We start from the raw sequence: 26188 nt of genomic DNA, 5'->3' as shown, positions 1-26188 counted from the left end.
CCCCCTCGCCACAACAAGTCATCACAACGAGCCTGTAGGCTAGAGGTCGAGCACCAACCGTTGGCTCTTGCAGCCGGAAACACACACCATCATCGACTTGTTCGCTGCACGCTCGGCCTTGGTCAGCACGCCGTCGCGATGGTCGATCTCACCTTCCACCACTCGCGTCTCACAGGAACCGCACACCCCTTCGCGGCAGCTGTGATCGATATCGCAACCGGCCTCAAGCAGTACATCCAGCAAACTCAAGCCGGGTTCCACCGACAGGGTCTTCCCGGACTTTTTCAATTCGACGCTGTAGCGGTTCTGGGCATCTGCGCTGGGCGGCAGTTCGGCGGCGGTGAACCGCTCGATGTGCGCATGGGGATAACCCAGGCGCTCACAGGTACCTTCGAAGGCGTCCAGCATCGGCGTTGGGCCGCAGCAATAGAAGTGCGTATCCGCAGGCTTGCCGGCGAGGTAGGCGGCGAGGTCCGGCGGCACGCCTTTTTCGTCGTTGAAGTGGTAAACCACCCGCGCATCGAGCCCGTTCAAGGCTTCCACCAGCGCCGCTTCCTGGCGCGAGCGCGCGCAGTAGATCAGCTCGGCGGATTTTCCCTGGGCCAGCAGTTGGCGGAACATGCAGTAGATCGGCGTAATGCCGATGCCACCGGCCACCAGCACGCTGTGGCTGGCGCTCAGGTCCAGTGCGAAGTTGTTGCGCGGTGCCGAGATCGATAGCGGCATGCCGACCCGCAGTTGGCTGTGCACATATTCCGAGCCGCCGCGGCTGTTGCGGTCACGCAGGATGCCCACGGTGTAGCGCCCCTGGTCGCTGGGAGCGTTGAGCAGCGAGTAGCTGCGCACCAGGCCGTTGGCCAGGTGCAGGTCGATGTGCGAGCCGGCCTCGAACGGCGGGAACACGGTATCGCCCAACGGCCGCAGCTCCACGCTGATGATGCCTTCGGCTTCATAGCGCAAAGTGTGCACGCGGGCGGTGAGCAGGGAAGGCTTAGACATCATTCACCTCTGTGACGGTACGCAGGTCGACATCGAGCCGGGCGCTGGCCTCGATCTCGACCCGTAGTTCAGGAAACACCAGCGCGCTGACGGCCACCAGGGTCGACGTGGGAAACACTGCCTGGCCGGCGAAAAAATCCCGCCGGGCGCGGCCCACCTGGTCCTTGTCGGCGATATCGGTGAGGTACACGGTCAACCGGTGGATATTGCCGATATGCCCGCCGGCCGCTGTCACCAGCGCCTGGATCTTGCCTAGCACCACCAGGGTCTGGGCGTAGCAATCCAGGCTCGCCTCGCGGCTGGCGGGGTGCGCGGTCATCCCTGACATCACCACTTCGCGGCCGATCAGCAGGGCGTTGGACCAACTGGCGCCGGCCGGCTCGGCCACGCCTTGGCATTCAACCCGTCGCACGGCCTGGCTCATGACAGTTGCTTCGCGTCGATCAGTTCAAGCTGGGCCTTGGCCGCGTTCTTCAGGTAGCGGCGCATACGCACCACACCCAGGTCGTGCTGGTAGAGGTTTTCGCGCTGGTTGGCGTCCGGCTCCATGAACTCCAGCAGCACCCGATCCTGCTCCAGCACTGCCCAGTGCCGCGCTTCCAGGCGGTTCTTGTAGAGGAAGCGCCAGGTGTCGCGCTGCCAGCCGGTCAGCGGCCGGCAACGCCAGTGGAACACCGCTGACAACGCGCGGCTGCTCGGCGTGTAGCTGCCGATAATGGTGAAGTTGCCGCCCGGGCCGCCGGTTTTCGGGTAGGGGATTTCCAGGCGCAGCCAGTGGCAGCCGTTGTCCATGAATTCGGTCCAGTCGAAGTTCACCCCGCGCTGGCCTTCCTTCTCGAAAAAGAACCCGTTGTCGGTGTCGCGGGTGACAAACTTGGCGGTGGCTTCGCCTTCGCTCATCGAGTGCGACATCTTGTGCAGGTAGGTGCCGTGCATCGGGTCCATGACGTTGTCGATCACGTAGCGATAGTCACCTTTCCACTCGGTGTAGCAGACGAAGCTGCTCCACTCGGGCGAGGTCAACTGCTCGGGCAACACCAACTCGGGCGGCGTCTCCAGGTGCGGGTCGGCGGCGTTGAACAGAAAGATCGCACCCGCTGCTTCGCGGGTATGGAACATACGGGTCGGGCGGCTGCCTTCAAGTTTGCAGCCGGGGCTGCCGGGGACCTTGGTCACGGTGCCGTCACAGCGCACTTCGATGCCGTGATACGGGCATTGCAGGCGATCGCCCAGGATCGGGCCCTGGGACAGCGGCGCACCGCGATGGGGGCAGTGATCTTCCAGGGCGTGTACGCGGCCATCGTTATCGCGCCACAGGGCGATCTTGTAGCCGAGGCGGCGCACCGACACCGGCTTTTCGCCGAGCAGGTCCGAGGGTAATACCGGGAACCAGAGGTCTTTTAGGCCATTGGCCAGATGGTTTTCAACAGGGTCGACGGTCAATTGCATAGTCATTTTTTTATTCCTTCTGCCGGGTCATTCGCCCAGCCGGGCCATCAGGGTTTGATAGGCATCTGCCGTCCACTCGCCGCTGGTCAGCGGGCAGGGCGGGCCGGCCAGGTTGAGGTGGGCGAGCAGCGCCGCAAGCTCAGTCACGCCGTTGCCGAAGGCGCGTTCGATGGAATCGCCCAGCAGCTCTTCAAACTGGGTATTGGGCCGTTTGCGCGCCTGATGGGGCTCGAGGAATCGTTCGGTAGTGCTCATGTCATTGACCTCCGTTGCGTACCCGTTCGCGGATCGTTTCGCGTACCGGGATAAAGTCGTATGTCGGGAAAACTTCAGTGCTGAACACGCCCCACGCCGAGCGTTCCAGCTCCACGTTCAGCGCGGGCAGCAGGCTCGGCGGCAAGCGCAGGGTGACGATCTGGCCCAGGCCCATGGCCACGGTCCAGCTCACCAGTTCCACGCCTTGGGGCGGAAAACGCTCCCACCACTCTTGCTGCTTCATATGGCGCTGAATGTCTTCGAGGTTCTTCGATTGGTCGTGCTTGAGCAGCACAGTCACCAGCAAGGTTTCGTTCATGTTCAGGCCGCGCTTTGTGTGGGCACGGTCCAGGCGTCGTAGCCATAGACCCAGTCGGCATTACCGCCGTCCTTGAGCCACTGGTTGCCGCGCGAGCCGATCTGGATCTGGCTGGTACGTTCCAGGCGCGCCTGCTGGTACGCCTGCAATGCCTGCGCGACCTGGGCCGGGCTGTCGAGGTCTTGCAGGTAGCGACCGAGTACCACCGCATCCTCGATGGCCTGACCGGCACCCTGGGCCATGAACGGCATCATCGGGTGGCAGGCATCGCCCAGCAGGGTGATCGCGCCCTTGGACCAGAACGGCAGCGGGTCACGCTCATACAACGCGGTCTTGAGTACATCGCTGCACGCCTCCAGCAGGGCGCGGGCGTCCGGATGGAACGCTTGATAGTGGCTGCGCAGCTCGTCGGCATCGCCAGCGCTGGTCCACGATTCTTCGTGCCAGCTGTCCTGGGCGGTGGTGGCGAAGATAAAAATGTCTTTACCCTGGTTGAGCGGGAACGTGACGATCTGGCTCTGCGGGTTGGGGCCCCACCACTTGGTGAAGGCCTGGATATTCGGCACATGGGCCACCAACTCGGCCGGCACTACGGCGCGGTACGCCACCACCCCGGTAAAGCGCGGATGCTCTTCGCCGAACAGCGCGTTGCGCACCACCGAATGAATGCCATCGGCGCCGATCAGCACATCACAGCGGTGCTGGCTGCCATCCTTGAAATGCAGGTGGATGCCGTCGTCAGTCTGCTCGACCCGTTCGGCGCGCTTGGCAAACTGCACCTGCTCCAGCGGGAACACCTCGGCCAGGGCCGCCAGCAGATCGGCGCGGTGGATGGTCAATTGCGGGGCGCCGTATTTCTGCTCGGCGGCATCGGACATTTCCAGGCGCGAAGTCTCTTCGCCGCTGTCCCACATCCGGCTGATGCGGTGGGTCGGCCGCGCGGCAGGGATGCGCACGGCGGCGCCAATGCCCAGGCCATCCAGCGCCCGTACTGCGTTGGGGGTGAGGTTGATATCGGCACCGACCCGCAAAAAGGCCTTGGACTGTTCGAACACGGTGACCTGGTGGCCGGCGCGGTGCAGGGCGATGGCGGCGGTCAGGCCGCCGATACCGGCACCGGCGATAGCAATATTCAGGGAAGGCATGGGCGACTCCTGCTCAGGATTTGGGTTTGTCGGTGAGGAACTTGCCTTGCGGCGCCTCGACGTGTTGCTGGCGTCGGGTATTGCCGTCGATGCCACCGGCAATCGCCCACTCGGCGAACACCGTGGGGCCCGGCTCAAAGGTGCGTGGCTGCCATTCGCCGGTCAGTTGGTCTTCGTCGGCGTAGTACTCCACCAGCGCGCCGGCAGGGTTCTTGAAGTACCAGAAAAACGCTGAAGACACCGGGTGGCGCCCCGGGCCGATTTCGGTCGGCCAGCCGCTGCGCGACACATGCATGCCGCCGCCGAACACCTCATGCACATCGCGCACGGTAAAGGCCACATGGTTCAGCCCGGCCCGTGGCGCCGGCAGTTGCAGCATGAACAGGTCGTGATGGCCGCCTTCTTCGGCGGTGCGCAAGAACGCCCCGCGATCCGGGTAGCGGTCCGAGGCCTGGAAGCCGAAACGCTCGTGGTAGAAGGCTTCGCAGGCGTTCACATCCTTGACGAAAAACACCACGTGGCCGACTTCAATCGGCGTGGCGCGTTCATAGATCGGCGCGGCCTTGTTGATCCGGCCCTTGGTCTGCCAGGTGTTGTGGCCGCTGCACTCGATCTGCAGCTCGCGCTTGCGCGTCACTTGCAGGCGGATCGCCAGGCCGTTGGGGTCGGTGCAGCCGATGCGCCCGTTACCTTCGACAAAACCCGGATCGTTGGCGATGCGTTCGGCGTACAGCGCAAGGTCCGCTGCGTCGGCCACACCCCACACCACTTCGCGCACGGTGGAGCCGGCTTCGATGGCGGGCGGCAGGCCCGGTTTGTTCAGGTCGGCGAGTACTACGCGGCAGCCGTTGAGCGTTTCGAAGATCACTTCGTTCGTCTGGGTGCTGACCTGCTTCAAGCCCCAGTCGCTGAAAAACCGCACGCAGGTGTCGAGGTCCTCGACGCCATAGGTGACTTCATCAATACCTAAAACGCTCATCACGCTACCTCGTGTGGCACACCGGCCCAGGCCAGTGGCTGTTGGTTCATGCCCCAGTAGAGGCTCTTCTGTTCCATGTATTGCAGGATCCCCAGGCGCCCTTTTTCGCGGCCCAGGCCACTGTCGCGCCAACCGCCGAACGGCGTGGAGATCGAGAACTGCTTGTAGGTGTTGATCCACACCGTGCCGGCCTGCAAGCGCCGGCCCAGGGCCCAGGCGCGCTTGTAGTCACGGCTCCAGATGCCGGCCGCGAGGGCGTACAGGCTGTCGTTGGCCTGCTCCAGCAGTTGCTCTTCATCGTCGAATGGCATGGCCACCAGCACCGGGCCGAAGATTTCTTCCTGACACACCTGTTGTTGGTTGTGCAGGCCTTCGAGGATGGTTGGCGGGTAGAAGTAACCCTGGTCATACAGGCCACCGCTGGGGCGCTGCCCGCCCAGGCGCAGGCGCCCACCTTCGGCCAGGCCGAGGGCGACATAACGCTCCACCGATTCACGATGGCCGGCGCTGATCAGCGGACCCATCTGCGTGTTTTCGTCGGCCGGGTCGCCCATGCGCAGGTTGGCGGCGGCGGCCACCAGGCGCTGCATAAAGGGTTCGTACAGGGGGCGCGCAACAAACAGCCGCGAACCGGCAATACACGCCTCGCCCGAGGAGCTGAAAATGCCGTACAGCACACCGGCCACTGCGTGGTCGAGGTCGGCGTCATCCAGGACGATGGTTGGCGACTTGCCGCCCAACTCCAAAGACACCGGCATCATCTTGTCGGCGGCGATATGGGCGATGTGCTTGCCGGTGCGGGTGCCGCCGGTGAACGACACGCGCTTGACCAGCGGGTGGCGGGTCAGCGCATCACCGAGCAATGAACCCTTGCCCGGCAACACGCTGATCAGGCCCTTGGGCAGGCCGGCCTCTTCGCACAGGCGCGCCAGGCGCAGGGCCAGCAGCGGGGTGATTTCTGCCGGCTTGATCACCACCGCATTGCCCGCGGCCAGGGCCGGGGCGACCTTTTGCGCCTCGCTGGCAATCGGCGAGTTCCATGGGGTGATCGCGGCGACCACGCCCATCGGCTCGTACACGCTCATGCTGACGAAATCACCGCGCGACGGGGTGATGGTTTCTTCCAGGGTTTCGCAGGCAGCGGCGAAGAACTGGAAGGTACCGGCAGCACTCGCTACCAGCGCCCGGGTTTCATTGATCGGCTTGCCATTGTCCTGGCGTTGCAACTGCGCCAGCTCTTCACTGTGCAGGCGGATCAGCTCGGCAATGCGGTACAGCACGGCGGCCCGTTCGTGGGGTTTGCGCTGGGCCCAGCCGCTGTGCAGGAACGCCTGGTGCGCGCCCTGGATGGCGTCTTCCACATCCTGTAGATCGGCGGCATTGAGCCAGGCTACGGGTTCGCCGGTGGCCGGGTAGTGGCTGGCGTAGCGCTCGCCACGGCCCTGGCGCCAGTGGCCGGCGATGCAGATCGGTAAAGTCTGTTCGAGGGTCATCGACGGGCTCCTAGATTGAGATGGCATGGGCGTGGTTGCCCAAGGCACGGACCACGCTGTACACGGTCAGCGCCGAGGTCTTGGGGTTGGCCAGCAGCGGCTTGCCGCGCAGGCTCAACTCGAAGCGGCCAAAGGCGCCACGGGCTTCGAAGTGGTGGACGTTTTCGTCGCTGTGGGGGTCGGCGATCAATGTCACATGGGTGCGATCCAGGCCCAGCCCGGCCAGGGACAGGGTCGCGGCGACGTTGGCGTTTTTCGGGTACAGCCGCGCCGCTTCGCGGGCACTGCCCTGGAAGATCACCGTGGCTTGGCTGATGGAATCCAGATCGCAGGCCTGCTCGCCGGGGGTGTTCTTCCAGGCCCGGGCCGGCTTGCGCCCGGTGTAGTTGACCGAGTCCAGGCCGCCAACCTTGGCCGCCGACAACGCATCAATGCCGCCAATCGCGCCGGGCAGCAGCTCGATGCGGGTTTTGCCGCGTTCAGCGGCGGCTTCCAGGCGCTCGACCAGGCCCACTTCGGACAAGGCGCCGACCGAGACGATCAGGCAGGCAATGCCGCGCTCCAGGGCCGGCAGCACATGCTCCTCGATGGCCCGGTGGCCGGCGCACTCCACCAGCAAATCCGGGCGGGCGTCGGCGGGCAATGCCGTGAGCACCTGCGGCGGCTGTTTGAAACTGGCCAGGCGCTGACGTACCAGGGCTTCGGAGCCCTGGGACGCGATGACGTAATCCACGCACAGCTGCGGATCGTTCTCCAGCAGCTCCAGCACGCCGACGCCAATGGCGCCGCAGCCGATCATGGTGATATGCAACATGCGACGATCCTCAGGCGGTGGCCTTCTGGGCTTTGGTTTCGCTGTTGGGCGGGCCGGCGAACTGGGTGGCGAAGTTGCCCACGCTGAGCATGTCCACTTCCAGCAGGAACGGGCCGGGCTGGCTCAGGGCGCTGTCGACCACCTTGCCGAAGTCCTTGAGGTCGGTGACCAGGCCGTGGCGCAGGCCCATGGATTCGGCGAGCTTGGTGTAGTCCGGGGTGTGCAGGTCGACGTAGCAATGGCGGCTGCCGTAGACCGCGTCCTGGATATTGCGGATCACCCCGTAGCGCTGGTCGTTCATCAGCAGGATCACCAGGTTGGCGCGCTCCTGCACCAGGGTCGCCAGCTCACCGAGGTTGAGGATGAACCCGCCGTCGCCCGCCAAGGCAAACACCTTGCGCTCGGGCGCGGTTTCAGCCGCTGCCACGGCCGCACCGATACCCATCGCCAAACCCTGGCCGATCCCGCCACCGAGGGCGTGCACCCCGGCGCGCGGGTGGTACAGGTTGAGCAGGCGGTTGCCCCAGATGCTGTTGGACAGGGTCACATCGCGCACCCAGGAGAAGTTGCGCCCGGTGCTCGCCTGCAATTGCTCGACCATCGCCGAGTACGGTCCCAGGTCCGCCACCAGTTGGCTGCGCGACTGCTCGCGCACGGCCTTGAGTTCGCTGAGAAACTGCGGGTCGGTGTGCAGGCGGCCTTCCAGGCGATCAGCCAAGCCGGCCAGGGCCAGGGCTGCATCGCCGCAGATAAACAGTTCGCTGGCATAGCTGCGGCCTTCGATGGCCGGGTTGGCGTCGATGCGCAGGGTGTTCTGCGGCAGCTTGAGCGCGTACTTGAAGGTCTCGTTGCTGCGCAGGCGTGAGCCGGCGATCAGCAGGGCATCGCAGGTTTGCAGGAACTGCTCGACCCGCTTGTTTTGCGAAAAGGCCCCCAGGCAACGCTCGTCGTCTTCATTGACCACGCCACGGCCCTGGGTCGACGTGATCACGCCCACACCCATCGCCAGCAGGCGTTTGACCTGCGGCCCGGCATGCCGTGCGCCGCCACCGAGCCAGAGCATTGGGCGCTTGGCATTGGCCAGGCGCGCGGCCACCAGGTCGAGGGCTTCCGGCGGCGGCACGGCGACCGGGATCGGCAGCGGCGACAGGTCGGTGGGCATCGGGATAAAGGTCGACTGGATGTCGATCGGGATCTCGACGCTGACCGGGCCGGTGGGCGCGGTGAGGGCAGTCTGCACCGCGAGCTTGAGGGTGCTGATGGCGGTCTCGACGCTGCGCACGCGGAAGGCGGCCTTGGACACCGCCTTGAGCATGTTCAACTGGTCGCGGGCTTCGTGGATATAGGCCAGCTCCTGGTCCAGGTACGGCGTCTCGATCTGCCCGGTGATGTGCAGCAGCGGCGTGCCGGCGGTCTGTGCTTCGACCATGGCGCCAGCGGCATTGCCGGCGGCGGTGCCGGTGGAAGTCAGGCACACGCCCAGACCTCCGGTGGTGCGGGCATAGGCATCGGCCATGTTGGCGGCGCCGGCTTCACCCCGGGCCATGACAAAGCGGATGTTGCCGCGCACGGCGAAGGCATCGAGGATTGGCATGTTGTGGATCGAGATCACGCCAAATGCGGCCTTGACGTCGCATTGTTCGAGGAAGGCGGTGATGGCAGCGCCCACGGTGACAGTGTTTTCATTACGCATGGCGGGACAGGCCTCCGGATACATCGATATGGCTGCCTGTGGTGTAAGCCGACAGAGGCGAGGCCAGAAACAGGATCGCGCGGGCCGCTTCAAGCGGCAGGCCCAGGCGCCCCAGGGGAATATGTTTTTGTTGGGCCAGGCGGGCGGTCCATTGCGCCCAGTCGAGGTCGCGTTCTTCACGCGCTTCGAAGCGCCGGCGCCATTGCCCGGATTCCACCAGGCCAATCAGGATGCCGTTGACGCGGATGCCCTGGGGGGCGAATTCGGTAGCCATCGAGCGCACCAGGTTCTTGATCCCGGCGCGGGCGGCCGAGGTGGCGACCATGTGCGGCTCCGGCTGGCTGGCCAGCAGTGAGTTGACGCAGACGATGGCGGCGTCGGCCTGGTTTTGCAGTTGGGGCTTGAAGGCACGGACCGGGTTGATCACCGAAAAAAACTTCAGGTTCAGTTCTTCGGTCCAGGCGCTGTCGGTGGTGTCGGCAAAGGTCGAGACCCGGCCTTGCCCGGCGTTGTTGATCAGTACGCTGGCGGCGCCAAGCGCGGCCTGGCTGGCGCTGGCAAAGGCGTTGACCGCTTCGCCATCGAGCACATCGCACACCTGGGCCAGCAGTTGGCCTTGGGGGAAACGCTGGCGCAGGTCGTTTTCGGCGCGTTGCAGGCGCTCTGCATCGCGGCCGCAGAACGCGACGCTGGCGCCGGCTTCCAGCAGCAGTTCGACGCACGCCAGGCCAATGCCCGAGGAGCCTCCGGTGACGATTGCGGTGCGGCCCTGCAATGGATAAAGGCTCATCTCAATCTCTCATCAAGGCAGTGACGCGGGGCTGGCCGCTGTGGGCGCCGCCGTTGTAGTTGAGCAGGCGCGACAACTCGTCGGCGCTGCGCCGGACCTGGGTCAACAGCTCTTCAAAATTCACATGACCGATTTGCGTGGTGGGGATGGTCACGCCAAGGGCTGCCACGATGTCGCCGCTCTGGTCGCGTACGGGGGCGGCGACTGTGGAAATCGCCGACTCAAAGAATCCTTCGCCGCTGACAAAACCGCGTTGGCGGTCGGCCTGGAGCAAGTCGAACAGCTCCATCACGGTTTTGGGTGTGCAATGGGAGTGCTGTTCCAGATGCTCCTCGGGGTACAGCTCGCGCAGTTCGGCCAGGGACAGGTCTTCGAGGAGGATGCGCCCCAGCACCGTGGCATGGGCCGGCAACCGGGTGCCGACGTTGACCGCATTGGAGAACACCGAAGGCGGCGAGACCTTGGCCACGTACACGATGGAACGTCCGTCGCGCACCACCAGGTTGCTGGGGTAGTTCACCCGGTCGCACAACCGCGCCAGAAGTGGCTGCCCCAGCTCGGTCAGCTCCAGCGACGCGAGGTACTCGAAGCCCAGGCGCAGCACCGACATGCCCAGGCGGTATTCGTTGCCGCTGCGGGTGACGAAGCCCATGGTTTCCAGGGTGGTCAGCAGGCGGAAGATGGTCGAGCGCGGCAGCGCCAGGCGCCGTGCCAGCTCCGGCGCCGTCAGGGTGCGGTTGCGCCGGCTGAACTCGCAGAGCAGCAGCAAGCCGCGCTCCAGGCCCGGCACGATGTATTTGTCCTGGGCATCCTTCAGCAGATCTGAGTCGTTCATAAGGTTCTACCTGTCAGGGATTGTTTGAGGGCGTAGGCCAGGCGACCGGCAACCACCAGCGGTTGTTCGATGGGGCTGGCATGGCCTGCGTCGGCGATCAGGTTGAAGCTGGCACCCAGGGCCTTGGCCACGCCCAGGCAGGTGTCGGGGGTGGTGATGGCGTCGGCTTCGCCGCAATGCACGTCGCAGGGCATCGCTGGTTGGCCGTGGCGCAGCAGGTCGTCGCCGCACAGCAATTCGATGGCCTGGCGATAACCCAGCGGGTTGAGGCGCGCCATGTTCCAGTGGACCCAGGCCAGTGCTTCGGGCTGGGCACGGGGTGACAGCATGTGCGCGCTGCGTTGTGCGGCCAGCCCGGCGATGCCCAGGCGTTGCAGGTTGTCCAGGCGTTGCTGGCGTACTTGCTGGCGCTGCGGGCTACGTTCGGGCGCGCCATAGCCGCGAGCGGGGCTGATCAGCACCAGGCGGCTCACGCGTTTGGCCTGGGCACTGCGGGCCAATGCCAGGGCGGTCAGCGCGCCCAGGGAATGGCCGACCAGCACGCACTCATCCACCTGCAGCGCATCGAGCATCTGCACCAGGCGCGCGGCGTATTGCTCGGCCTTGGGCACTTGCGACTCCAGGGGGCTGGAGTCGCCATAACCCGGTGCATCCCAGGCGATGACCCGAGCCTGGGCCGCCAGATGCTGTGCCACCTGCAGCCAGGACGCCGCCCCGGAGCCGATGCCGTGCAGCAACACCACCGCAGGCCCCGTGCCACAGACACGCAGGGCCTGCTGGCCACCTGCTGAGGCGACCAGCTGCTGGGGGAAATCGCGCTGCAGTTGGGCTTGCAGGTGGGCCGTCGGCGCGGCTTGAGTGAGTCCTGGCAACATGGGCTTACCCGCGCTTGATAGAGGCCAGAGGGTGCTCTGGCGGATAGGTCGGGGTGATCGGCTTTTTCGCGCCGAGCATCACGCACATCAGCGCGTCTTCGTCGCCGATGTTGATCTCTTCGCGGTACACGCCAGGCGGCACGGAAATCACGTCACGGTCGGTGAGGATGGTTTCGAAGCGTTCGCCGTCCTTTTCCAGCACCACTTTGAGTTTGCCGCGCAGCACGAAGAACACTTCTTCGACGTCAATGTGCAGGTGTGGCGGGCCTTCGTGGCCGGCCGGGATGACCATGGTGGAAAAGGTGAAGTGCTCCGACGGGATGGTGTTCATGTCGGTGCTGATGCCGGTACCGCCGGTGCCGATGTAGCGCATTTGCGCGCGGCGGAACTTGGGGTCGTAGTCGGCCTGGAACTTCAGCGCATCCCAGTCGTACTTGCGCGTCTCGTAGCGGGCGATACGCGTGCTCATCCAGCTTTCCAGGCTGGCGCCGGCAGGGCGATCCCAGCTTTTTGGGGTGTCGTTTTGGGCAGATAGATCAGTCATGACAGTCTCCAGATCAAGGCATGACGAACCCGCCGTTGACCGGCAGGGTTTGTCCAGTGATAAAGCGGGCAAGGTCGGACAGCGCGAACAGCACGGCGCCGCTGACGTCTTCGGGCAATTGCGGGCGCTGCAGGGCCCGCTGGTCGTTGTACAAACGGTGGCGCGCCTCGGGCACGTAGGCGGTGGCTTCCACCAGCACCAGGCCGGGGGCGATGGCGTTGACGGTGATGTTGTCGCTGCCCAGTTCCCGCGCCAGGCTGCGGGTCATGGCGATGATTGCGCCTTTGCTGGCGACATACGCCAACAGGTTCGGCGCGCCCCACAGCGGGGTGTCCGAGGCCAGGTTGACGATGGCGCCCTGGCCGCTGGCGCGCAGGGCCGGCAGGCAGGCGGTGGTCATCAGCCAGGTGCCGCGCACGTTGACTTGCATCACCTGGTCCCAGGTGTCGATGCTCAGCTCTTCGCAGCTCTTGCCGCCGGAGTTGGTGATCGAGGCGTTGTTGACCAGGCCGTCGAGGCCGCCGAGCAGGCTGATCGTCGCGTCGATACAGGCTTGGATCGATGCGGGTTGCGCCAGGTCCACCGTCACGGCCTGTACGTCAAGGCCCAGCGCCCGTAATTCGGCGGCGGCCTGCTGCACACGTTCGTGCAGCACATCGGCGATCACCACGCGGGCGCCGGCCTGGCCGATGGCCTGGGCAAAGGCATAGCCCAGGCCACGGGCACCGCCGGTGACCAGCACGCGGCGGCCTGCAAGCAAAAGGTCATGGCCGCTCATCATTGAGTGCTCAACATGGCTTTGGGCATGTAGTGCAGGACGCGTTTTTCCGCCCACACCACCGCACCGTAGGCGATCACCCCAATCAGGGTCAGCGCCACAATGGCGACGAACACACCGGCGGTGTTGCCCTGGCCCTCGGCGTCCACCAGCAAGAAGCCCAGGCCCTGGTTGCCGCCCACCAACTCACCGACGGTGACGCCAATCACCGCCAGGGTCGAGGCGATACGCAGGCCGGAAAACAGTGCGGCCATGGCCGACGGGAACTCCACCAGGCGGAAGATCTGCCAGCGGCTGGCGTTCATGGTGCGTACCAGGTTGATCATGTCCGGGTCGACGGTGCGGATCGCCGAGAGCACGTTGATCATCACCGGGAAAAACACAATCAGGATGGCGATCAGGATCTTCGGGTAGATGGTGTAGCCCAGCCACATCACGAACAGCGGCGCAAAGGCGACTTTGGGGGCGATCTGCAACGCCAGGATGTACGGCGACAACATGGCTTCGGCGGCCGGCGACAGGCCCAGTGATACGCCGATCATCACCCCCAGCAGGGCGCCGAGGGCGAAGCCGACGACGATCTCCAGGGCGGTGATCAGGGTGTGTTGCAGCAGGCCGCCGGTTTGCCACATCACCAGGCTTTCCTGGGCCACGCGGCTGAGTTTGGGCATGACGAACTCGGGCATGCCGAGCAGGCCCGGACCCCATTGCCACAGCACCAGGAACAGGATCAGCAGCGCGACGCTACCGAGCACGGAGTTGTTGTTTTTCATCGTGTGCGTACCTCAATGTCCCGGTGCTTCACTGTGCGGCGACCGGGCTGTCGACGAATTGGTTGGTGAAGAGCTCTTCAAGCGGGGTCGCCTGGGTGACGATGCCTTCGCTGACATAGAACTGGCGCACCTTGTCCAGATGCTCCGGATCGATGTGGCCGAGCACGGCTTGCTTGGCGTAGACGTGTTCGACGTAGAGCTTGAAGATCTTCTCCAGCGAGTCTTCCTTGCCGGCGTAGGCCGGTACCGCCTTGGCGAAGGTCACGGCGGCGGCGCGCGGGTCCTGGATGATGTCGCGCATGCCTTGCAGGGTGCCCTGCACCACGCCACGCACAACCTGGGGCTGGTTCTTGATGGCGTCGTCCGAGGCGAGAATCGCCTGGGCCATGCTTTCGAAGATCTGGTCCTGGGGGATCAGCTTGATCTGCACCCCGGCTTCCTGGGCATTGATCACCCAGTCCGGTACGCCGGCCATGGCCTGGGCCTTGTTGGCGGAGAACAGCTGCCAGACCCCGGCGGGGCCGGCGGCCTGGATGTCCACGTCGTTCTTGCCCAGCCCGGCTTTGCGCAGCGAGGCGAGCAGGGCGTAGTAAGTGGTGTCGGAGTACGACATCACCGTCATGGTCTTGCCCTTGAGGTCGCTGATGCTGTTGATGTTGTCCTTGGCATTGGTGGCGATCATCGTCACCCCGCCGTCACCCAGCACCGCCACGGCGCGCACCGGGATGCCATTGGCCCGCACCACGATCGGCGTGTCACCGATGGCGCCGCCGATCAGCGCGTTACCGGCGCCGATCTGCTTGGCCACGTCCACGCCACCTTTGGCGGCGATAAAGGTCAGGTCCAGGTTCTGGGCCGTGTAGTAGCCCTTTTCTTTGGCGATGATCCACGGTGCGAACGCGGGCGAGTTGGGCGGCGCCGGCAGCAGGTAAGTGACCTTGGTCGGCTGTGCCTGGGCGGCGCAGGCCATACCGAGGCCCAGGCTGAGGGCGCAAAGACGTTGAAACAGAGACTTGAGCATGGGAACTCCTGAATCGGTTGGGGGCCGCAAGGGCGGTGATCAGTGCAGTTCGGTGTCGGCGCCGACCTGGAGCAACTCCATCAGGCGGCCTACCAGCGGGCCGATTTCCGGCAGCTTGCGGCGCTCCAGGGGGTTGTCGCGAAACGGCAGGTCAATGCTGATTTCTTCGATGATCGTGCCGGGGCGCGCGCTCATGACCAGCAAGCGGTCAGACATGGCGATGCCTTCGATCAGGTCATGGGTGATGAACAGGGCGGTCTTCTTTTCGTCGAACAGCATCCGTGCCATGTCCTGTTGCAGGATCATCTTGGTCTGGGCATCGAGGGCCGAAAACGGCTCGTCGAGGAACAGCACCTGTGGGTCGATGGCCAGGGTGCGAGCCAGGGCGGCGCGCTGGCGCATGCCGCCGGAGAGCTGGAACGGGTAGTGATCGGCGTAACCGTTGAGGTGGCAGCGGTCGAGCAGGTCCAGGGCCACCTTCTGCCGGGTGGCGGCGGGCACGCCCTGGATCTCCAGGCCCAGCTCCACGTTGCGGCGGATGCTGCGCCAAGGCATCAGCAGATCCTTTTGCAACATGAACGCGACCTGCGGCACGGGCCCGGTGACCGGCTCGCCACCGACGAACACTTCACCTTCGCTGGGCCGGTACAGGCCCGAGCCCATATTCAAAATGGTGCTCTTGCCACAACCGGATGGGCCGATGATCGACACCACTTCACCCCGGCGAATCTTGAAGTTCACCTCGCGAATGGCGAAGGGCGCGTCCGCTTTACCCTTGGCCGGGAAACATTTACCGACATTGCGAAATTCAATTTCAGTCGGCTCCAGCTCTTCCTTGAGAGCGGGGTTATTCCATTGGGGCGTCACGGCGTACATCTCTTTCACAGCCATCAGGTAGGTTCTCTGGTCTGTTTTATAGGTGATACGCCGTTTAGTGCATGAACAATGCCAGGGGGTTATTTCCTACAGTTTTTTAGTAAATGTCTTTTGATATCAGTTGTTTGGATATAAATAGTTGCAGGCTTAATGTTTCATATATGAAACGTTGGTTCTTATATGGCACGAAATTGCACACTGCCCGGGCATGTTTTGGGAAGTTGCGAGAACTCGGTGCTTTTTCGGGTAACGCGGAGAAGTTACGAAGGGGCTTATTTGTTTTATATATAAAACGCAGCTGTGCGTTTCTATATAGGTAGTTGTAGGAGCGAGCTTGCTCGCGAAGAACGTTAACGAAAACGCGGGCTTCCTGGATAAGCGCGGCGGTCTCGGGTTTTTCGTCGGAACGCCGCCCGGAGCCAAGCTCGCTCCTACAGGGGGCAGGCGTTAAAAAAGGCAAAAAAAAGGGCCTGAAGAGCAAGTCTTCAAGCCCTCAAAAGGGTGAGAGGTGTCTAGTCCCTCAACCTGGTGAGCGGTGCTACATGCGTTCAGGCCTTCAAAGGCACCAGACGCGGGGCAATCATGTTTTCTGGGCGCAGGATGTCGTCGAGCATGGCGTCGTCGAGCAAGCCTTCTTCGCGCACCAGCTCCAGCACGCCGCGGCCGCTTTCAAGGGCGATACGCGCGATGCGGGTGGCGTTTTCATAGCCGATGTACGGGTTCAGCGCAGTGACCAGGCCGATGGAGTGCTCCACCAGTTCGCGGCAGCGGGCTTCGTTGGCGGTGATGCCGACGATGCAGTGCTCGCGCAGCATGTCCATGGCGCGTTGCAGCAGGCGGATCGAGTCGAAGATCTTGAAAGCGATCAGCGGCTCCATCACGTTCAGTTGCAGCTGGCCGCCTTCGGCCGCCATGGTCAGGGCCAGGTCGTTACCGATGACCTGGAACGCTACCTGGTTCACGGCTTCCGGGATCACCGGGTTGACCTTGCCGGGCATGATCGAGCTGCCTGGCTGACGCGCTGGCAGGTTGATCTCGTTGATCCCGGTACGTGGGCCGCTGGACAGCAGGCGCAGGTCGTTGCAGATCTTCGACAGCTTCACCGCGGTACGCTTGAGCATGCCGGAGAACAGCACGAAAGCGCCCATGTCGGAGGTGGCTTCGATCAGGTCGGCCGCCGGTACCAGCGGCTGGCCGCTGATGGTGGCCAGGCGTTGTACGGCCAGGGCCTGGTAGCGCGGGTCGGCGTTGATGCCGGTACCGATGGCGGTGCCGCCCAGGTTGACTTCGGTCAGCAGCTCCGGAGCCAGGGTTTTGAGGCGTGCCAGGTCTTCACCCAGGGTGGTGGCGAAGGCGCGGAATTCCTGGCCGAGGGTCATCGGCACGGCGTCTTGCAGTTGGGTGCGGCCCATTTTCAGGACGTGGCCGAACTCGACACCTTTGGCGGCGAACGCCTGGATCAGGCTGTCGAGGCTGGCCAGCAGCGCGTCATGGCCCAACAGCAGACCCAGGCGGATCGCGGTCGGGTAGGCGTCGTTGGTCGACTGCGCCATGTTCACGTCGTTGTTGGGGTGCAGGTATTGGTATTCGCCCTTGTTGTGGCCCATGGCCTCCAACGCGATGTTGGCGATGACTTCGTTGGCATTCATGTTGGTTGAAGTGCCAGCGCCGCCTTGAATCATGTCCACCACGAACTCTTCGTGGAAGTCACCGCGGATCAGGCGGGCGCAGGCTTCGCTGATGGCAGCGTGCTTGGCTTCGCTGAGCTGGCCCAACTCGCGGTTGGCATCTGCGGCGGCTTGCTTGACCATTGCCAGACCGACCACCAATTTCGGGTAATGCGAAATCGGAACGCCGGAGAGACGGAAGTTATTCACAGCTCGCAGGGTCTGGATGCCGTAATACGCTTGAGCAGGTACTTCAAGTACGCCAAGCAGGTCTTTTTCTGTGCGGAATGATGCAGCGGAGGACATGACGGAAATCATCTCGATATGGACCCGGGCTAGGCCGGAACGCTGTGAATGCTAGGCTTGTGGGAGTTTTTGGGCCAATGCTATTAAGCACTGGCCTATGCACAAACGGCATAATGTTGATGTGACCCGGTTATCATGGCGGGCGTGTGTGCCAAAATGGTGCATGCCCTGGAGAATCAGATGAACCTTGAAAGCAAATGGCTGGAAGACTTTAGCGCCCTGGCGGCCACCCGCAGCTTCTCCCAGGCAGCGGAGCGGCGCTTCGTCACCCAGCCGGCCTTCAGTCGACGCATCCGCAGCCTCGAGGCGGCCCTGGGGCTGACGTTGGTCAACCGTTCACGCACGCCCGTCGAACTGACCGCGGCGGGGCAGTTGTTTTTGGTCACCGCGCGCACGGTGGTCGAGCAATTGGGCGAAGTACTGCGCCATTTGCATCATTTGGAAGGTGGCCAGGGCGAAGTCATGCAAGTGGCTGCCGCTCACTCCCTGGCGTTGGGCTTTTTCCCACGCTGGATCGCGCAATTGCGCAACGAAGGGCTGAACATCGCCACACGTCTGGTGGCCACCAACGTCGGCGACGCCGTGCATGCCCTTCGCGAAGGCGGGTGCGACCTGATGCTGGCGTTCTACGACCCGGATGCGGCGATGCAGATGGACCCGGACATTTTCCCGTCGTTGCACCTGGGCAACACCGAAATGCTCCCGGTGTGCGCCGCCGATGCCGATGGCAAGCCGTTGTTTGACCTGGAGGGCGAGGGCAGTGTGCCGCTGCTGGCCTACAGTGCGGGTGCGTTTCTCGGGCGCTCGGTCAATCTGCTCTTGCGCCAACGTGCCCTGCGCTTCACCACGATTTACGAAACCGCGATGGCCGATAGCCTGAAAAGCATGGCCCTGGAAGGATTGGGAATTGCTTGGGTGCCACAGTTGAGCGTGCGCGCCGAGCTGGCCCGGGGTGAACTGGTGGTGTGCGGCGGGGCGCAGTGGCATGTGCCGCTGGAGATCCGGTTGTATCGCTGTGCGTTGGTGCGCAAGGCGAACGTGCGGTTGTTGTGGCGCAAGCTGGAAGGCGGCGCGGCGCAGTCCCCGGCGGCTGAGCGCGGTTAAATGTGGGAGCTGGCTTGCCTGCGATGGCGGAGGGTCAGTGCCTGAAATGTCAGCTGATACACCGCTATCGCAGGCAAGCCAGCTCCCACAGTATTTTGTGGTGTTTTCGCTGACCTGGAAGTCAATAAAACCGCCTGTTTGAGGTGTAAGACAGATGGTCACCCAAGGGGCTGTTTATCTGCATTATTACGGTATACTGCGCGGCCTTCGGCCGGTCCAACCGGCCTTAATTCGTACAACAAGCCACGCCGGATTTCCCGCGTGGCTTGTTGTTTTTTGACGCGCCTGCGGGCGCCCAGAGAGAAGAGGCACGACGATGAGTGCATTGGTTGGCGTGATCATGGGCTCCAAGTCCGATTGGTCCACCCTTAGCCACACCGCCGATATGCTGGAAAAGCTCGGCATTGCGTTTGAAGTGAAGGTGGTCTCTGCCCACCGCACGCCAGACCTGCTGTTCCAGTATGCCGATGAAGCAGAATCCCGTGGCATCGAGGTGATTATCGCCGGTGCCGGTGGCGCCGCCCACTTGCCGGGCATGTGTGCGGCCAAGACCCACTTGCCGGTGCTCGGTGTGCCGGTGCAGTCGTCGATGCTCTCGGGCGTGGATTCGCTGTTGTCCATCGTGCAGATGCCCGCCGGGATTCCGGTGGCGACCCTGGCGATCGGCAAGGCTGGTGCGATCAACGCGGCATTGCTGGCTGCCAGTATCCTGGGCGCCAAGCATCCACAGTTCCACGCGGCCCTGAAGAAATTCCGCGCCGAACAGACTGACAGCGTCCTGGACAATCCAGACCCACGCATCGCCTGAGGTTGTTGATTGATGAAAATCGGTGTAATCGGTGGCGGCCAACTGGGTCGCATGCTGGCCTTGGCGGGCACTCCGCTGGGGATGAACTTCGCGTTTCTTGATCCGGCGCCGGACGCCTGTGCGGCGGCCCTGGGCGAACACCTGCGGGCGGACTACAGCGACCCAGACCACTTGCGCCAACTGGCCGATGAAGTCGACCTGGTGACCTTCGAGTTCGAGAGCGTGCCGGCTGAAACCGTGGCGTTCCTGTCGCAATTCGTGCCGGTTTACCCAAGCGCCGAAGCGCTGCGCATTGCCCGTGACCGCTGGTTCGAAAAGAGCATGTTCAAGGACCTGGGCATTCCGACCCCGGCGTTCGCCGATATCCAGTCCCAGGCGGACCTGGATGCTGCCGTCGCCAGCATCGGCCTGCCGGCTGTGCTGAAAACCCGCACCCTGGGTTATGACGGCAAGGGCCAGAAAGTCTTGCGCACCGAAGCCGATGTGGTCGGCACGTTCGCCGAGCTGGGCAGCGTCGCCTGCCTGCTGGAAGGCTTCGTGCCGTTCACCGGCGAAGTCTCACTGGTGGCCGTACGCGCCCGTGATGGCGAAACCCGCTTCTACCCGTTGGTGCACAACACCCACGACAGCGGCATCCTCAAGTTGTCCGTGGCCAGCACCGATCACCCGTTGCAGGCCCTGGCTGAAGACTATTCCAGCCGCGTATTGAAGCAACTGGATTATGTCGGCGTGATGGCGTTCGAGTTCTTTGAAGTCGACGGTGGCCTCAAGGCCAACGAAATCGCCCCGCGCGTGCACAACTCCGGGCACTGGACCACCGAAGGCGCTGAGTGCAGCCAGTTCGAAAACCACCTGCGGGCGGTAGCGGGCTTGCCACTGGGTTCCACGGCCAAGGTCGGCGAGAGCGCGATGCTCAACTTCATTGGCGTGGTGCCGCCGGTTGACCAGGTCATTGCGATTGATGACTGCCACCTGCATCACTATGGCAAGGCTTTCAAGGTCGGGCGCAAGGTCGGTCACGCCAACTTGCGTTGCAAGGACCGCGCGACACTCGACGCGCAGATTGCCAAGGTGCAGGCGCTGATCGCAGCGCAATAACCCACGGGCTGGCGGGAACCATTGGTGACCGCCATCCTCTGATTGCAGGATGCCAAAGTCTGACTAGGCTTCAGCTAACTTTCATTCAGAGGGAAATGCCATGGGTATCATTGGGACCATCTTTATCGGTTTGATCGTCGGCCTGCTGGCGCGTTTCCTGAAACCAGGCGACGACAGCATGGGCTGGATCATGACTATCCTGCTGGGTATCGCCGGCTCCCTGGCGGCGACCTATGGCGGTCAGGCGCTGGGTATCTACCAGGCAGGCCAGGGCGCGGGTTTCATTGGCGCGTTGGTCGGTGCCATTGTGTTGCTGGTGATCTACGGTCTGCTGAAAAAGAAATGATTTAGCGACAAGCCCTCTGCGCTGCGCAGGCGCAGAGGGCTAGAATGCCGGCACTGTATTTATTTGCCGAGCCCCTTCATGCGCCGCCTCCTGTTGACTGTCCTTTTGCTGGGTTCAAGCCTGGCCCACGCCGCTGAGCTGCCGGAAACCGATTGGCTGGAACTGATGCCCAAGTCGGATCAGAAGGCCCTCGAACAAATGCCGGATATCGACCACAACTCCCCAGAGGCCCTGGGCACCTTTACCGAAAAGGGTGGCTTGAAGCAGAGCAAGGGCTTGCCGGCCGTGATGTATTCGACCAAGACCGTGGGCGCCATGAATGGCAAGCACATCCGCCTGGGTGGCTATCCGGTGCCCCTGGAAACCGATGCCAAGGGCCGCAGTACCCTGTTCTTCCTGGTGCCGTACCCGGGCGCTTGCATCCACGTGCCGCCGCCACCGCCCAACCAGTTGGTGTTGGTGCGCTATCCCAAGGGCTTGAAGCTCGATGATATCTACACGCCGTTGTGGGTCACCGGCACGTTGAAGGTGGAGACGGTCAACAACGACCTGGCGGATGCGGCGTATGCGCTGGACGCGGGTGTGGTGCGGGTGGTGCAGGAGTCAGACCTGTAACCAGCGCCACAAATCCCCCCCTGTGGGAGCGGGCTTGCTCGCGATGGCGGTGTATCAGTCGACATTTCGTTAACTGACCCACCGCTATCGCGGGCAAGCCCGCACACATTGGGTCTACAGGGGCAGGTTGGCGATGCTCACGCCCATGGTGTGGCTCGCACCCGGTGCCAGCGCCACTGCATCGTCCAGCACATTGGCCGTCTCGATGCACAGCATGCCCTGCCAGCCATCGTCGGCCATGTCATCGAAAGCCTTGGCGCGTTCAGTCCAGGGGTTCCAGATCACTGTCGATTTCGACCCTTCGCTGTTGAGCTGGATACGCCGCTGCCAGTCGTTATCCACGATGTTCAATTGGGCCGGGGTGTCGAGGTAGATGCGGTCGGTCTCGGCAGTGAAGTGCAGGAGGCCCGATTGCTTCTTGGTCGCCCAACCGTCGGCGGTATCGATATAGTCCAGCCCATCCAGGCCTTCGACCTGCACGTTGCGCACATCGCTGACGGCGAAGTAGCTGTGCAGCGCCTGGCTGATCGTCACCGTGTCGGTGCCACGGTTGTGGCTGGTCAGGCGGATATGCAGTTGCTCGTCCAGCAGCAGGCTCATGTTCAGATCGACCTGATGCGGCCAGCCAGGGAAACCGCCCGCTGGCGCAATGAGCGCCAATTCAACCCGATTGTCTTGCACGCCGACCAAGGTCCAGATGGCGGTACGCGCAAAGCCATGGGCGCCGGCCGGCTGGTCGCTCTGGCGCATCGCCTTGACGCTTTGCGGGTTGCGCTCGAATACACCAAACCACGGCCAGCACACCGGCACGCCGGTACGGATGCCTTTGCCTTGCTTGAACACCGCCTTGTCGTTGGGCCAGATCACCGGTTTTGCGTCGGCCGGCTGGTAACTGAAGACGTGCGCACCCTGTTGGGCCACCAGCACTTCGGCGCCGTTGTGGCGGATGCGCCAGCAGTCCAGCTCATCCATTTTCACGGTTTCAACGTGGGGCGTAGGCATACAGGGCTCTCTTAATGACAGGCAATGGGGCAATGGACCGTCAAACCGCCGTGAGGTTTAACGCGCCCGTGACGGAACCGAGCGGGTGCGACCGCTGCCATCAATGGCGACGAACACAAACACCGCCTCGGTGACTTTGCGCCATTCGCTGGACAGCGGGTCATCGCTCCACACTTCGACCATCATCTGGATCGAGCTGCGGCCGATTTCCAGGGCCTGGGTGTAGAAGGACAACTGCGCGCCCACCGCCACCGGAACCAGGAACGCCATGCGATCGATCGCCACGGTAGCCACGCGGCCGCCGGCGACCTTGCTGGCCATTGCCGTGCCGGCCAGGTCCATCTGCGCGACCAGCCAGCCGCCGAAAATATCGCCGAAACCGTTGGTTTCACGGGGAAGTGCGGTGATTTGCAGGGCGAGATCGCCTTGCGGGATAGGATCTTCTTGTTCGAGTTCGATCATGCCGGGGGTGCCTCTGACCCGTGACTCTTGGAATATGTAATCGGTGAATAGCCGTCTTGGAAAAACGATTCAGCCCCGAACATACTACGTTCGTCACGTTTTTCGAAAGGCGCCTGAAGGGAAACTCTGCGAAATCGGCTGGCCGGTGCCAACGACGTTTTCGCGCAACTTCCACTGATAGGCCGGTGCAAGGTGGGGAGTATATCGGTCGATAGCCTGCACGACGACCACCGGGTCCTGATTTTGTACATCTATCTACAGGGTTTGGCAGGCGTCAATAAAATGGCCAAAACAGTCATGCAACTTGAGGGGTTTGACCATTGTTTATTTTGAACCCGGCGCCCCAGTATTTGTTGGCGTTTTCGGTCCCCGACAATAATTCGAAGAGGGAACGGGCGGGCCTCGCAAGGGGGTGACTTTGCGAGTTGGCGCCAACCGCCGTGCAGGCGTTTAGACTGTGCTTTTCCGGGCAATTTGCTATCTTGCCGGACCTGCCGGGCCAAACCCAAGCCGTTGCGGATTCCTGATCTGACCTAATAAGAGAAGCCTTGCCATGACCACAGTGCCTTCAAGCATTGCGCCGCCCGCCCGCCCGCTGAACCGCAACGATTACAAGACCCTGTCGCTGTCCGCCCTGGGCGGTGCGCTGGAGTTCTACGACTTCATCATCTTCGTGTTTTTCGCGACGGTGGTCGGGAAGCTGTTCTTCCCCGCCGACATGCCTGAATGGCTGCGCATGATGCAGACCTTCGGCATCTTCGCCGCCGGCTACCTGGCGCGGCCGCTGGGCGGGATCATCATGGCGCACTTCGGCGACCTGCTGGGGCGCAAGAAGATGTTCACCCTGAGCATCTTCATGATGGCCGTACCGACCCTGATCATGGGCCTGCTGCCAACCTACGCGCAGATTGGCCTGTGGGCACCGATCCTGTTGCTGCTGATGCGCGTGATCCAGGGTGCGGCGATTGGTGGCGAAGTGCCGGGGGCGTGGGTGTTTGTGTCCGAGCACGTACCGCCACGGCATATCGGCTACGCCTGCGGCACCCTGACCAGCGGCCTGACCGGCGGGATTTTGCTGGGCTCGCTGGTCGCCACCGCGATCAATACGGCCTACACCCCGGAGCAGGTCTCCGATTACGCCTGGCGGATTCCGTTCCTGTTGGGCGGTGTATTCGGCCTGTTTTCGGTGTACTTGCGCCGTTGGTTGCACGAAACGCCGATCTTCGCCGAGATGCAGCAGCGCAAGACCCTGGCGGCCGAGTTGCCGTTGCGTGCGGTATTGCGCGACCACCGTGGCGCCATCGTGCTGTCGATGTTGCTGACGTGGCTGCTGTCGGCCGGCATTGTCGTTGTCATCCTGATGACTCCGACGGTGCTGCAGACCATCTACCACTTCAGCCCGACGGTGTCGTTGCAGGCCAACAGCCTGGCGATCGTCACCTTGAGCTTTGGCTGTATCGCGTCCGGCGCGCTGGCTGACCGTTTTGGTGCGGGCCGTGTGCTGGTCGCCGGTTGCGCGTTGCTGCTCGCGACCTCGTGGACGCTGTATCACAGCCTGCTGGATCACCCGGACTGGCTGTTCCCGCTGTATGCCTTGACTGGTTTGTTTGTCGGCACCATTGGCGTGGTGCCCTACGTGATGGTCAAGGCTTTCCCGCCGGTAGTGCGTTTCAGCGGCCTGTCGTTCTCCTACAACGTTGCCTACGCCGTGTTCGGTGGTCTGACGCCGCTGGTGGTATCGCTGCTGATGAAAGAAAGCCCGATGGGCCCGGCTTACTACGTTGCCATCCTCTGTGTGATGGGGATGGTCGTGGGCGGGTACCTGTGGAAGCGCGGGCGCTGAACCTGTAGGCGCCGGCTTGCCGGCGATGGCGTCCCTTGGTCAGCGTAAGACTCAAGGGCTCCATCGCCGGCAAGGTGTTGTAGGCAGTCAACGTTTACAGAGTGTTTCCGAATTACCGCAATTCCTCGCCTCGCCCCCGCATTTACTCAGCTCCTCTCCCGTGTCCACTTGCGCTGCCAATACTGGCCTTTCATCTAATTGTCATATTCCAGACATAGAGTGTTCACACGGCCTACCGATACTTGGCCCCGATCCAACTATCCCTATCTGCTAGGAGTAAGGCATGAAACTGAAGCGTTTGATGGCGGCAATGACTTTTGTCGCTGCTGGCGTAGCCACTGCCAACGCGGTCGCCGCTGTTGACCCTGCGATCAAGCCCTACACCAAGACCTCTGGTGTATCGGGCAACCTGTCCAGTGTCGGCTCCGATACTCTGGCCAACCTCATGACTCTGTGGGCCGAGAACTACAAAAAAGAATACCCGAACGTCAACATCCAGATTCAAGCCGCCGGTTCTTCCACCGCGCCGCCTGCACTCACCGAAGGCACCGCTAACCTGGGTCCGATGAGCCGCAAGATGAAGGACAACGAACTGCAGGCTTTCGAGCAGAAGTACGGCTACAAGCCGACAGCTATCCCGGTGGCCGTGGACGCCCTGGCTGTATTCGTACACAAAGACAACCCGATCAAGCACCTGACCATGGCTCAAGTCGATGCCGTGTTCTCGTCGACTCGCCTGTGCGGCGCCAAGGCTGACGTCAAGACCTGGGGCGACCTGGGTGTGACCGGTGACCTGGCCAACAAGCCAGTGCAGCTGTTCGGTCGTAACTCGGTATCCGGCACCTACGGCTACTTCAAGGAAGAAGCCCTGTGCAAAGGTGACTACAAGCCTAACGTCAACGAACAGCCAGGCTCGGCTTCGGTCGTGCAGTCCATCAGCTCTTCGCTCAACGGTATCGGTTACTCGGGCATCGGCTACAAGACAGCCAGCGTGAAAACCGTGGCCCTGGCCAAGAAAGAAGGCGGCGAGTTCGTCGAAGACACCGAAGAGAACGCCCTGAACGGCAAGTACCCGCTGTCGCGCTTCCTCTACGTGTACATCAACAAAGCCCCGGGCAAGTCTCTGGCCCCGCTGGAAGCCGAGTTCGTGAAACTGGTTCTGTCCAGGCAGGGCCAGGAAGTTGTAGTCAAGGACGGCTACATCCCACTGCCAGCTAAAGTGGTCGAAAAGACACTGATTGAGCTGGGCCTGAAAGAAGGCAAATAAGCTACGGGGCCGGGTAAAGCCGGCCTTTTCTG

At 63.0% G+C, this 26188-nt stretch carries 28 protein-coding genes; 7 read left to right on the top strand and 21 right to left on the bottom strand.

The window, feature by feature from the left end; translation table 11 throughout:
• Positions 1–39: 39 nt before the first annotated feature.
• From GDV60_RS00430 to aspA, 19 genes are all read right to left on the bottom strand, one after another.
• Entirely contained in the window at positions 40–999 is a 960-nt protein-coding gene (locus tag GDV60_RS00430; protein ID WP_159905949.1) for a PDR/VanB family oxidoreductase, read from the bottom strand.
• A complete protein-coding gene (locus GDV60_RS00425; RefSeq protein WP_159905947.1) occupies positions 992–1423 on the bottom strand; it encodes a Rid family hydrolase in 432 nt (143 codons plus the stop codon). The genes GDV60_RS00430 and GDV60_RS00425 overlap by 8 nt, the downstream gene beginning before the upstream one ends.
• A complete protein-coding gene (locus GDV60_RS00420) occupies positions 1420–2454 on the bottom strand; it encodes an aromatic ring-hydroxylating dioxygenase subunit alpha (RefSeq protein WP_029289992.1) in 1035 nt (344 codons plus the stop codon). Before GDV60_RS00420 ends, GDV60_RS00425 begins: the two co-directional genes overlap by 4 nt.
• 21 nt (positions 2455–2475) lie before the next feature.
• On the bottom strand, positions 2476–2703 hold the full coding sequence (locus GDV60_RS00415) for a recombinase-like helix-turn-helix domain-containing protein (RefSeq protein WP_029289990.1): 228 nt from the start codon (positions 2701–2703) through the stop codon (positions 2476–2478).
• A gap of 1 nt (position 2704) precedes the next feature.
• Positions 2705–3022: a hypothetical protein gene (locus GDV60_RS00410; protein ID WP_029289988.1), complete on the bottom strand. Its 318-nt coding sequence runs from the start codon at positions 3020–3022 to the stop codon at positions 2705–2707.
• A gap of 2 nt (positions 3023–3024) precedes the next feature.
• Positions 3025–4167: an FAD-dependent monooxygenase gene (locus tag GDV60_RS00405; RefSeq protein ID WP_070996685.1), complete on the bottom strand. Its 1143-nt coding sequence runs from the start codon at positions 4165–4167 to the stop codon at positions 3025–3027.
• Positions 4168–4180: 13 nt separating this feature from the next.
• Positions 4181–5146 (bottom strand): VOC family protein, encoded by a 966-nt coding sequence (locus tag GDV60_RS00400; RefSeq protein WP_092232224.1) that lies wholly within the window; start codon positions 5144–5146, stop codon positions 4181–4183.
• Positions 5146–6639, bottom strand: a complete 1494-nt coding sequence (locus GDV60_RS00395; protein WP_104911220.1) for an aldehyde dehydrogenase — start codon at positions 6637–6639, stop codon at positions 5146–5148. The genes GDV60_RS00400 and GDV60_RS00395 overlap by 1 nt, the downstream gene beginning before the upstream one ends.
• Before the next feature lie 10 nt (positions 6640–6649).
• Positions 6650–7453 carry an aspartate dehydrogenase gene (locus GDV60_RS00390; protein ID WP_070996686.1) on the bottom strand — a complete coding sequence of 268 codons (804 nt, stop codon included), beginning with the start codon at positions 7451–7453 and terminating at the stop codon, positions 6650–6652.
• A gap of 10 nt (positions 7454–7463) precedes the next feature.
• Positions 7464–9146, bottom strand: coding sequence for a thiamine pyrophosphate-binding protein (locus GDV60_RS00385; RefSeq protein WP_070996688.1), 1683 nt, complete (start codon positions 9144–9146; stop codon positions 7464–7466).
• Entirely contained in the window at positions 9139–9936 is a 798-nt protein-coding gene (locus GDV60_RS00380) for an SDR family oxidoreductase (protein WP_029289975.1), read from the bottom strand. The genes GDV60_RS00385 and GDV60_RS00380 overlap by 8 nt, the downstream gene beginning before the upstream one ends.
• A 1-nt stretch (position 9937) precedes the next feature.
• A complete protein-coding gene (locus tag GDV60_RS00375) occupies positions 9938–10771 on the bottom strand; it encodes an IclR family transcriptional regulator (protein WP_029289973.1) in 834 nt (277 codons plus the stop codon).
• A complete protein-coding gene (locus tag GDV60_RS00370; protein ID WP_104911218.1) occupies positions 10768–11646 on the bottom strand; it encodes an alpha/beta fold hydrolase in 879 nt (292 codons plus the stop codon). The genes GDV60_RS00375 and GDV60_RS00370 overlap by 4 nt, the downstream gene beginning before the upstream one ends.
• A gap of 4 nt (positions 11647–11650) precedes the next feature.
• Positions 11651–12190 (bottom strand): cupin domain-containing protein, encoded by a 540-nt coding sequence (locus GDV60_RS00365; RefSeq protein ID WP_029289969.1) that lies wholly within the window; start codon positions 12188–12190, stop codon positions 11651–11653.
• 13 nt (positions 12191–12203) lie between these two features.
• Positions 12204–12968, bottom strand: a complete 765-nt coding sequence (locus GDV60_RS00360; protein WP_371923836.1) for an SDR family oxidoreductase — start codon at positions 12966–12968, stop codon at positions 12204–12206.
• Positions 12968–13741 (bottom strand): ABC transporter permease, encoded by a 774-nt coding sequence (locus tag GDV60_RS00355; protein WP_029289965.1) that lies wholly within the window; start codon positions 13739–13741, stop codon positions 12968–12970. Before GDV60_RS00355 ends, GDV60_RS00360 begins: the two co-directional genes overlap by 1 nt.
• 28 nt (positions 13742–13769) lie before the next feature.
• On the bottom strand, positions 13770–14762 hold the full coding sequence (locus GDV60_RS00350; protein ID WP_104911216.1) for an ABC transporter substrate-binding protein: 993 nt from the start codon (positions 14760–14762) through the stop codon (positions 13770–13772).
• A 39-nt stretch (positions 14763–14801) separates the two neighbouring features.
• Positions 14802–15638 carry an ABC transporter ATP-binding protein gene (locus tag GDV60_RS00345; protein ID WP_050492657.1) on the bottom strand — a complete coding sequence of 279 codons (837 nt, stop codon included), beginning with the start codon at positions 15636–15638 and terminating at the stop codon, positions 14802–14804.
• 548 nt (positions 15639–16186) lie between these two features.
• A complete protein-coding gene (gene aspA / locus GDV60_RS00340) occupies positions 16187–17611 on the bottom strand; it encodes an aspartate ammonia-lyase (RefSeq protein ID WP_038444539.1) in 1425 nt (474 codons plus the stop codon).
• Positions 17612–17791: 180 nt separating this feature from the next.
• Between aspA and GDV60_RS00335 the strand changes: the two genes are divergently transcribed.
• The 5 genes from GDV60_RS00335 (at position 17792) to GDV60_RS00315 (ending at position 21582) form a co-directional block, all read left to right on the top strand.
• Positions 17792–18715, top strand: a complete 924-nt coding sequence (locus GDV60_RS00335) for a LysR substrate-binding domain-containing protein (RefSeq protein ID WP_029289957.1) — start codon at positions 17792–17794, stop codon at positions 18713–18715.
• 316 nt (positions 18716–19031) lie between these two features.
• Positions 19032–19523, top strand: a complete 492-nt coding sequence (gene purE / locus GDV60_RS00330) for a 5-(carboxyamino)imidazole ribonucleotide mutase (RefSeq protein WP_029289954.1) — start codon at positions 19032–19034, stop codon at positions 19521–19523.
• Positions 19524–19535: 12 nt separating this feature from the next.
• On the top strand, positions 19536–20621 hold the full coding sequence (locus tag GDV60_RS00325) for a 5-(carboxyamino)imidazole ribonucleotide synthase (protein WP_029289952.1): 1086 nt from the start codon (positions 19536–19538) through the stop codon (positions 20619–20621).
• A 100-nt stretch (positions 20622–20721) separates the two neighbouring features.
• On the top strand, positions 20722–20967 hold the full coding sequence (locus tag GDV60_RS00320; protein WP_029289950.1) for a GlsB/YeaQ/YmgE family stress response membrane protein: 246 nt from the start codon (positions 20722–20724) through the stop codon (positions 20965–20967).
• A 78-nt stretch (positions 20968–21045) separates the two neighbouring features.
• Positions 21046–21582, top strand: coding sequence for a DUF3299 domain-containing protein (locus tag GDV60_RS00315; protein WP_029289947.1), 537 nt, complete (start codon positions 21046–21048; stop codon positions 21580–21582).
• A gap of 114 nt (positions 21583–21696) precedes the next feature.
• Here the strand turns inward: GDV60_RS00315 and GDV60_RS00310 are convergent, their stop codons facing one another.
• Both GDV60_RS00310 and GDV60_RS00305 read right to left on the bottom strand, forming a co-directional pair.
• The gene (locus GDV60_RS00310) at positions 21697–22584 is read right to left on the bottom strand and encodes a D-hexose-6-phosphate mutarotase (RefSeq protein ID WP_159905945.1); all 888 of its coding nucleotides are present in this window, start codon (positions 22582–22584) and stop codon (positions 21697–21699) included.
• Between the two features lie 57 nt (positions 22585–22641).
• Positions 22642–23046 carry an acyl-CoA thioesterase gene (locus GDV60_RS00305; protein ID WP_003176975.1) on the bottom strand — a complete coding sequence of 135 codons (405 nt, stop codon included), beginning with the start codon at positions 23044–23046 and terminating at the stop codon, positions 22642–22644.
• Between the two features lie 562 nt (positions 23047–23608).
• Here GDV60_RS00305 and GDV60_RS00300 point away from each other — a divergent pair.
• A complete protein-coding gene (locus GDV60_RS00300; RefSeq protein WP_169851367.1) occupies positions 23609–24889 on the top strand; it encodes an MFS transporter in 1281 nt (426 codons plus the stop codon).
• Between the two features lie 283 nt (positions 24890–25172).
• Positions 25173–26156 (top strand): phosphate ABC transporter substrate-binding protein PstS family protein, encoded by a 984-nt coding sequence (locus GDV60_RS00295; RefSeq protein ID WP_159905943.1) that lies wholly within the window; start codon positions 25173–25175, stop codon positions 26154–26156.
• Positions 26157–26188 lie beyond the last annotated feature (32 nt).

The organism is Pseudomonas sp. DTU12.1, from assembly GCF_009873475.1.
In the GTDB taxonomy this organism is placed as follows: Bacteria; Pseudomonadota; Gammaproteobacteria; order Pseudomonadales; family Pseudomonadaceae; genus Aquipseudomonas; species Aquipseudomonas proteolytica.
The sequence above is the reverse complement of the archived record's forward strand: the minus strand, read 5'-3'. Positions and strand labels throughout refer to the sequence as shown.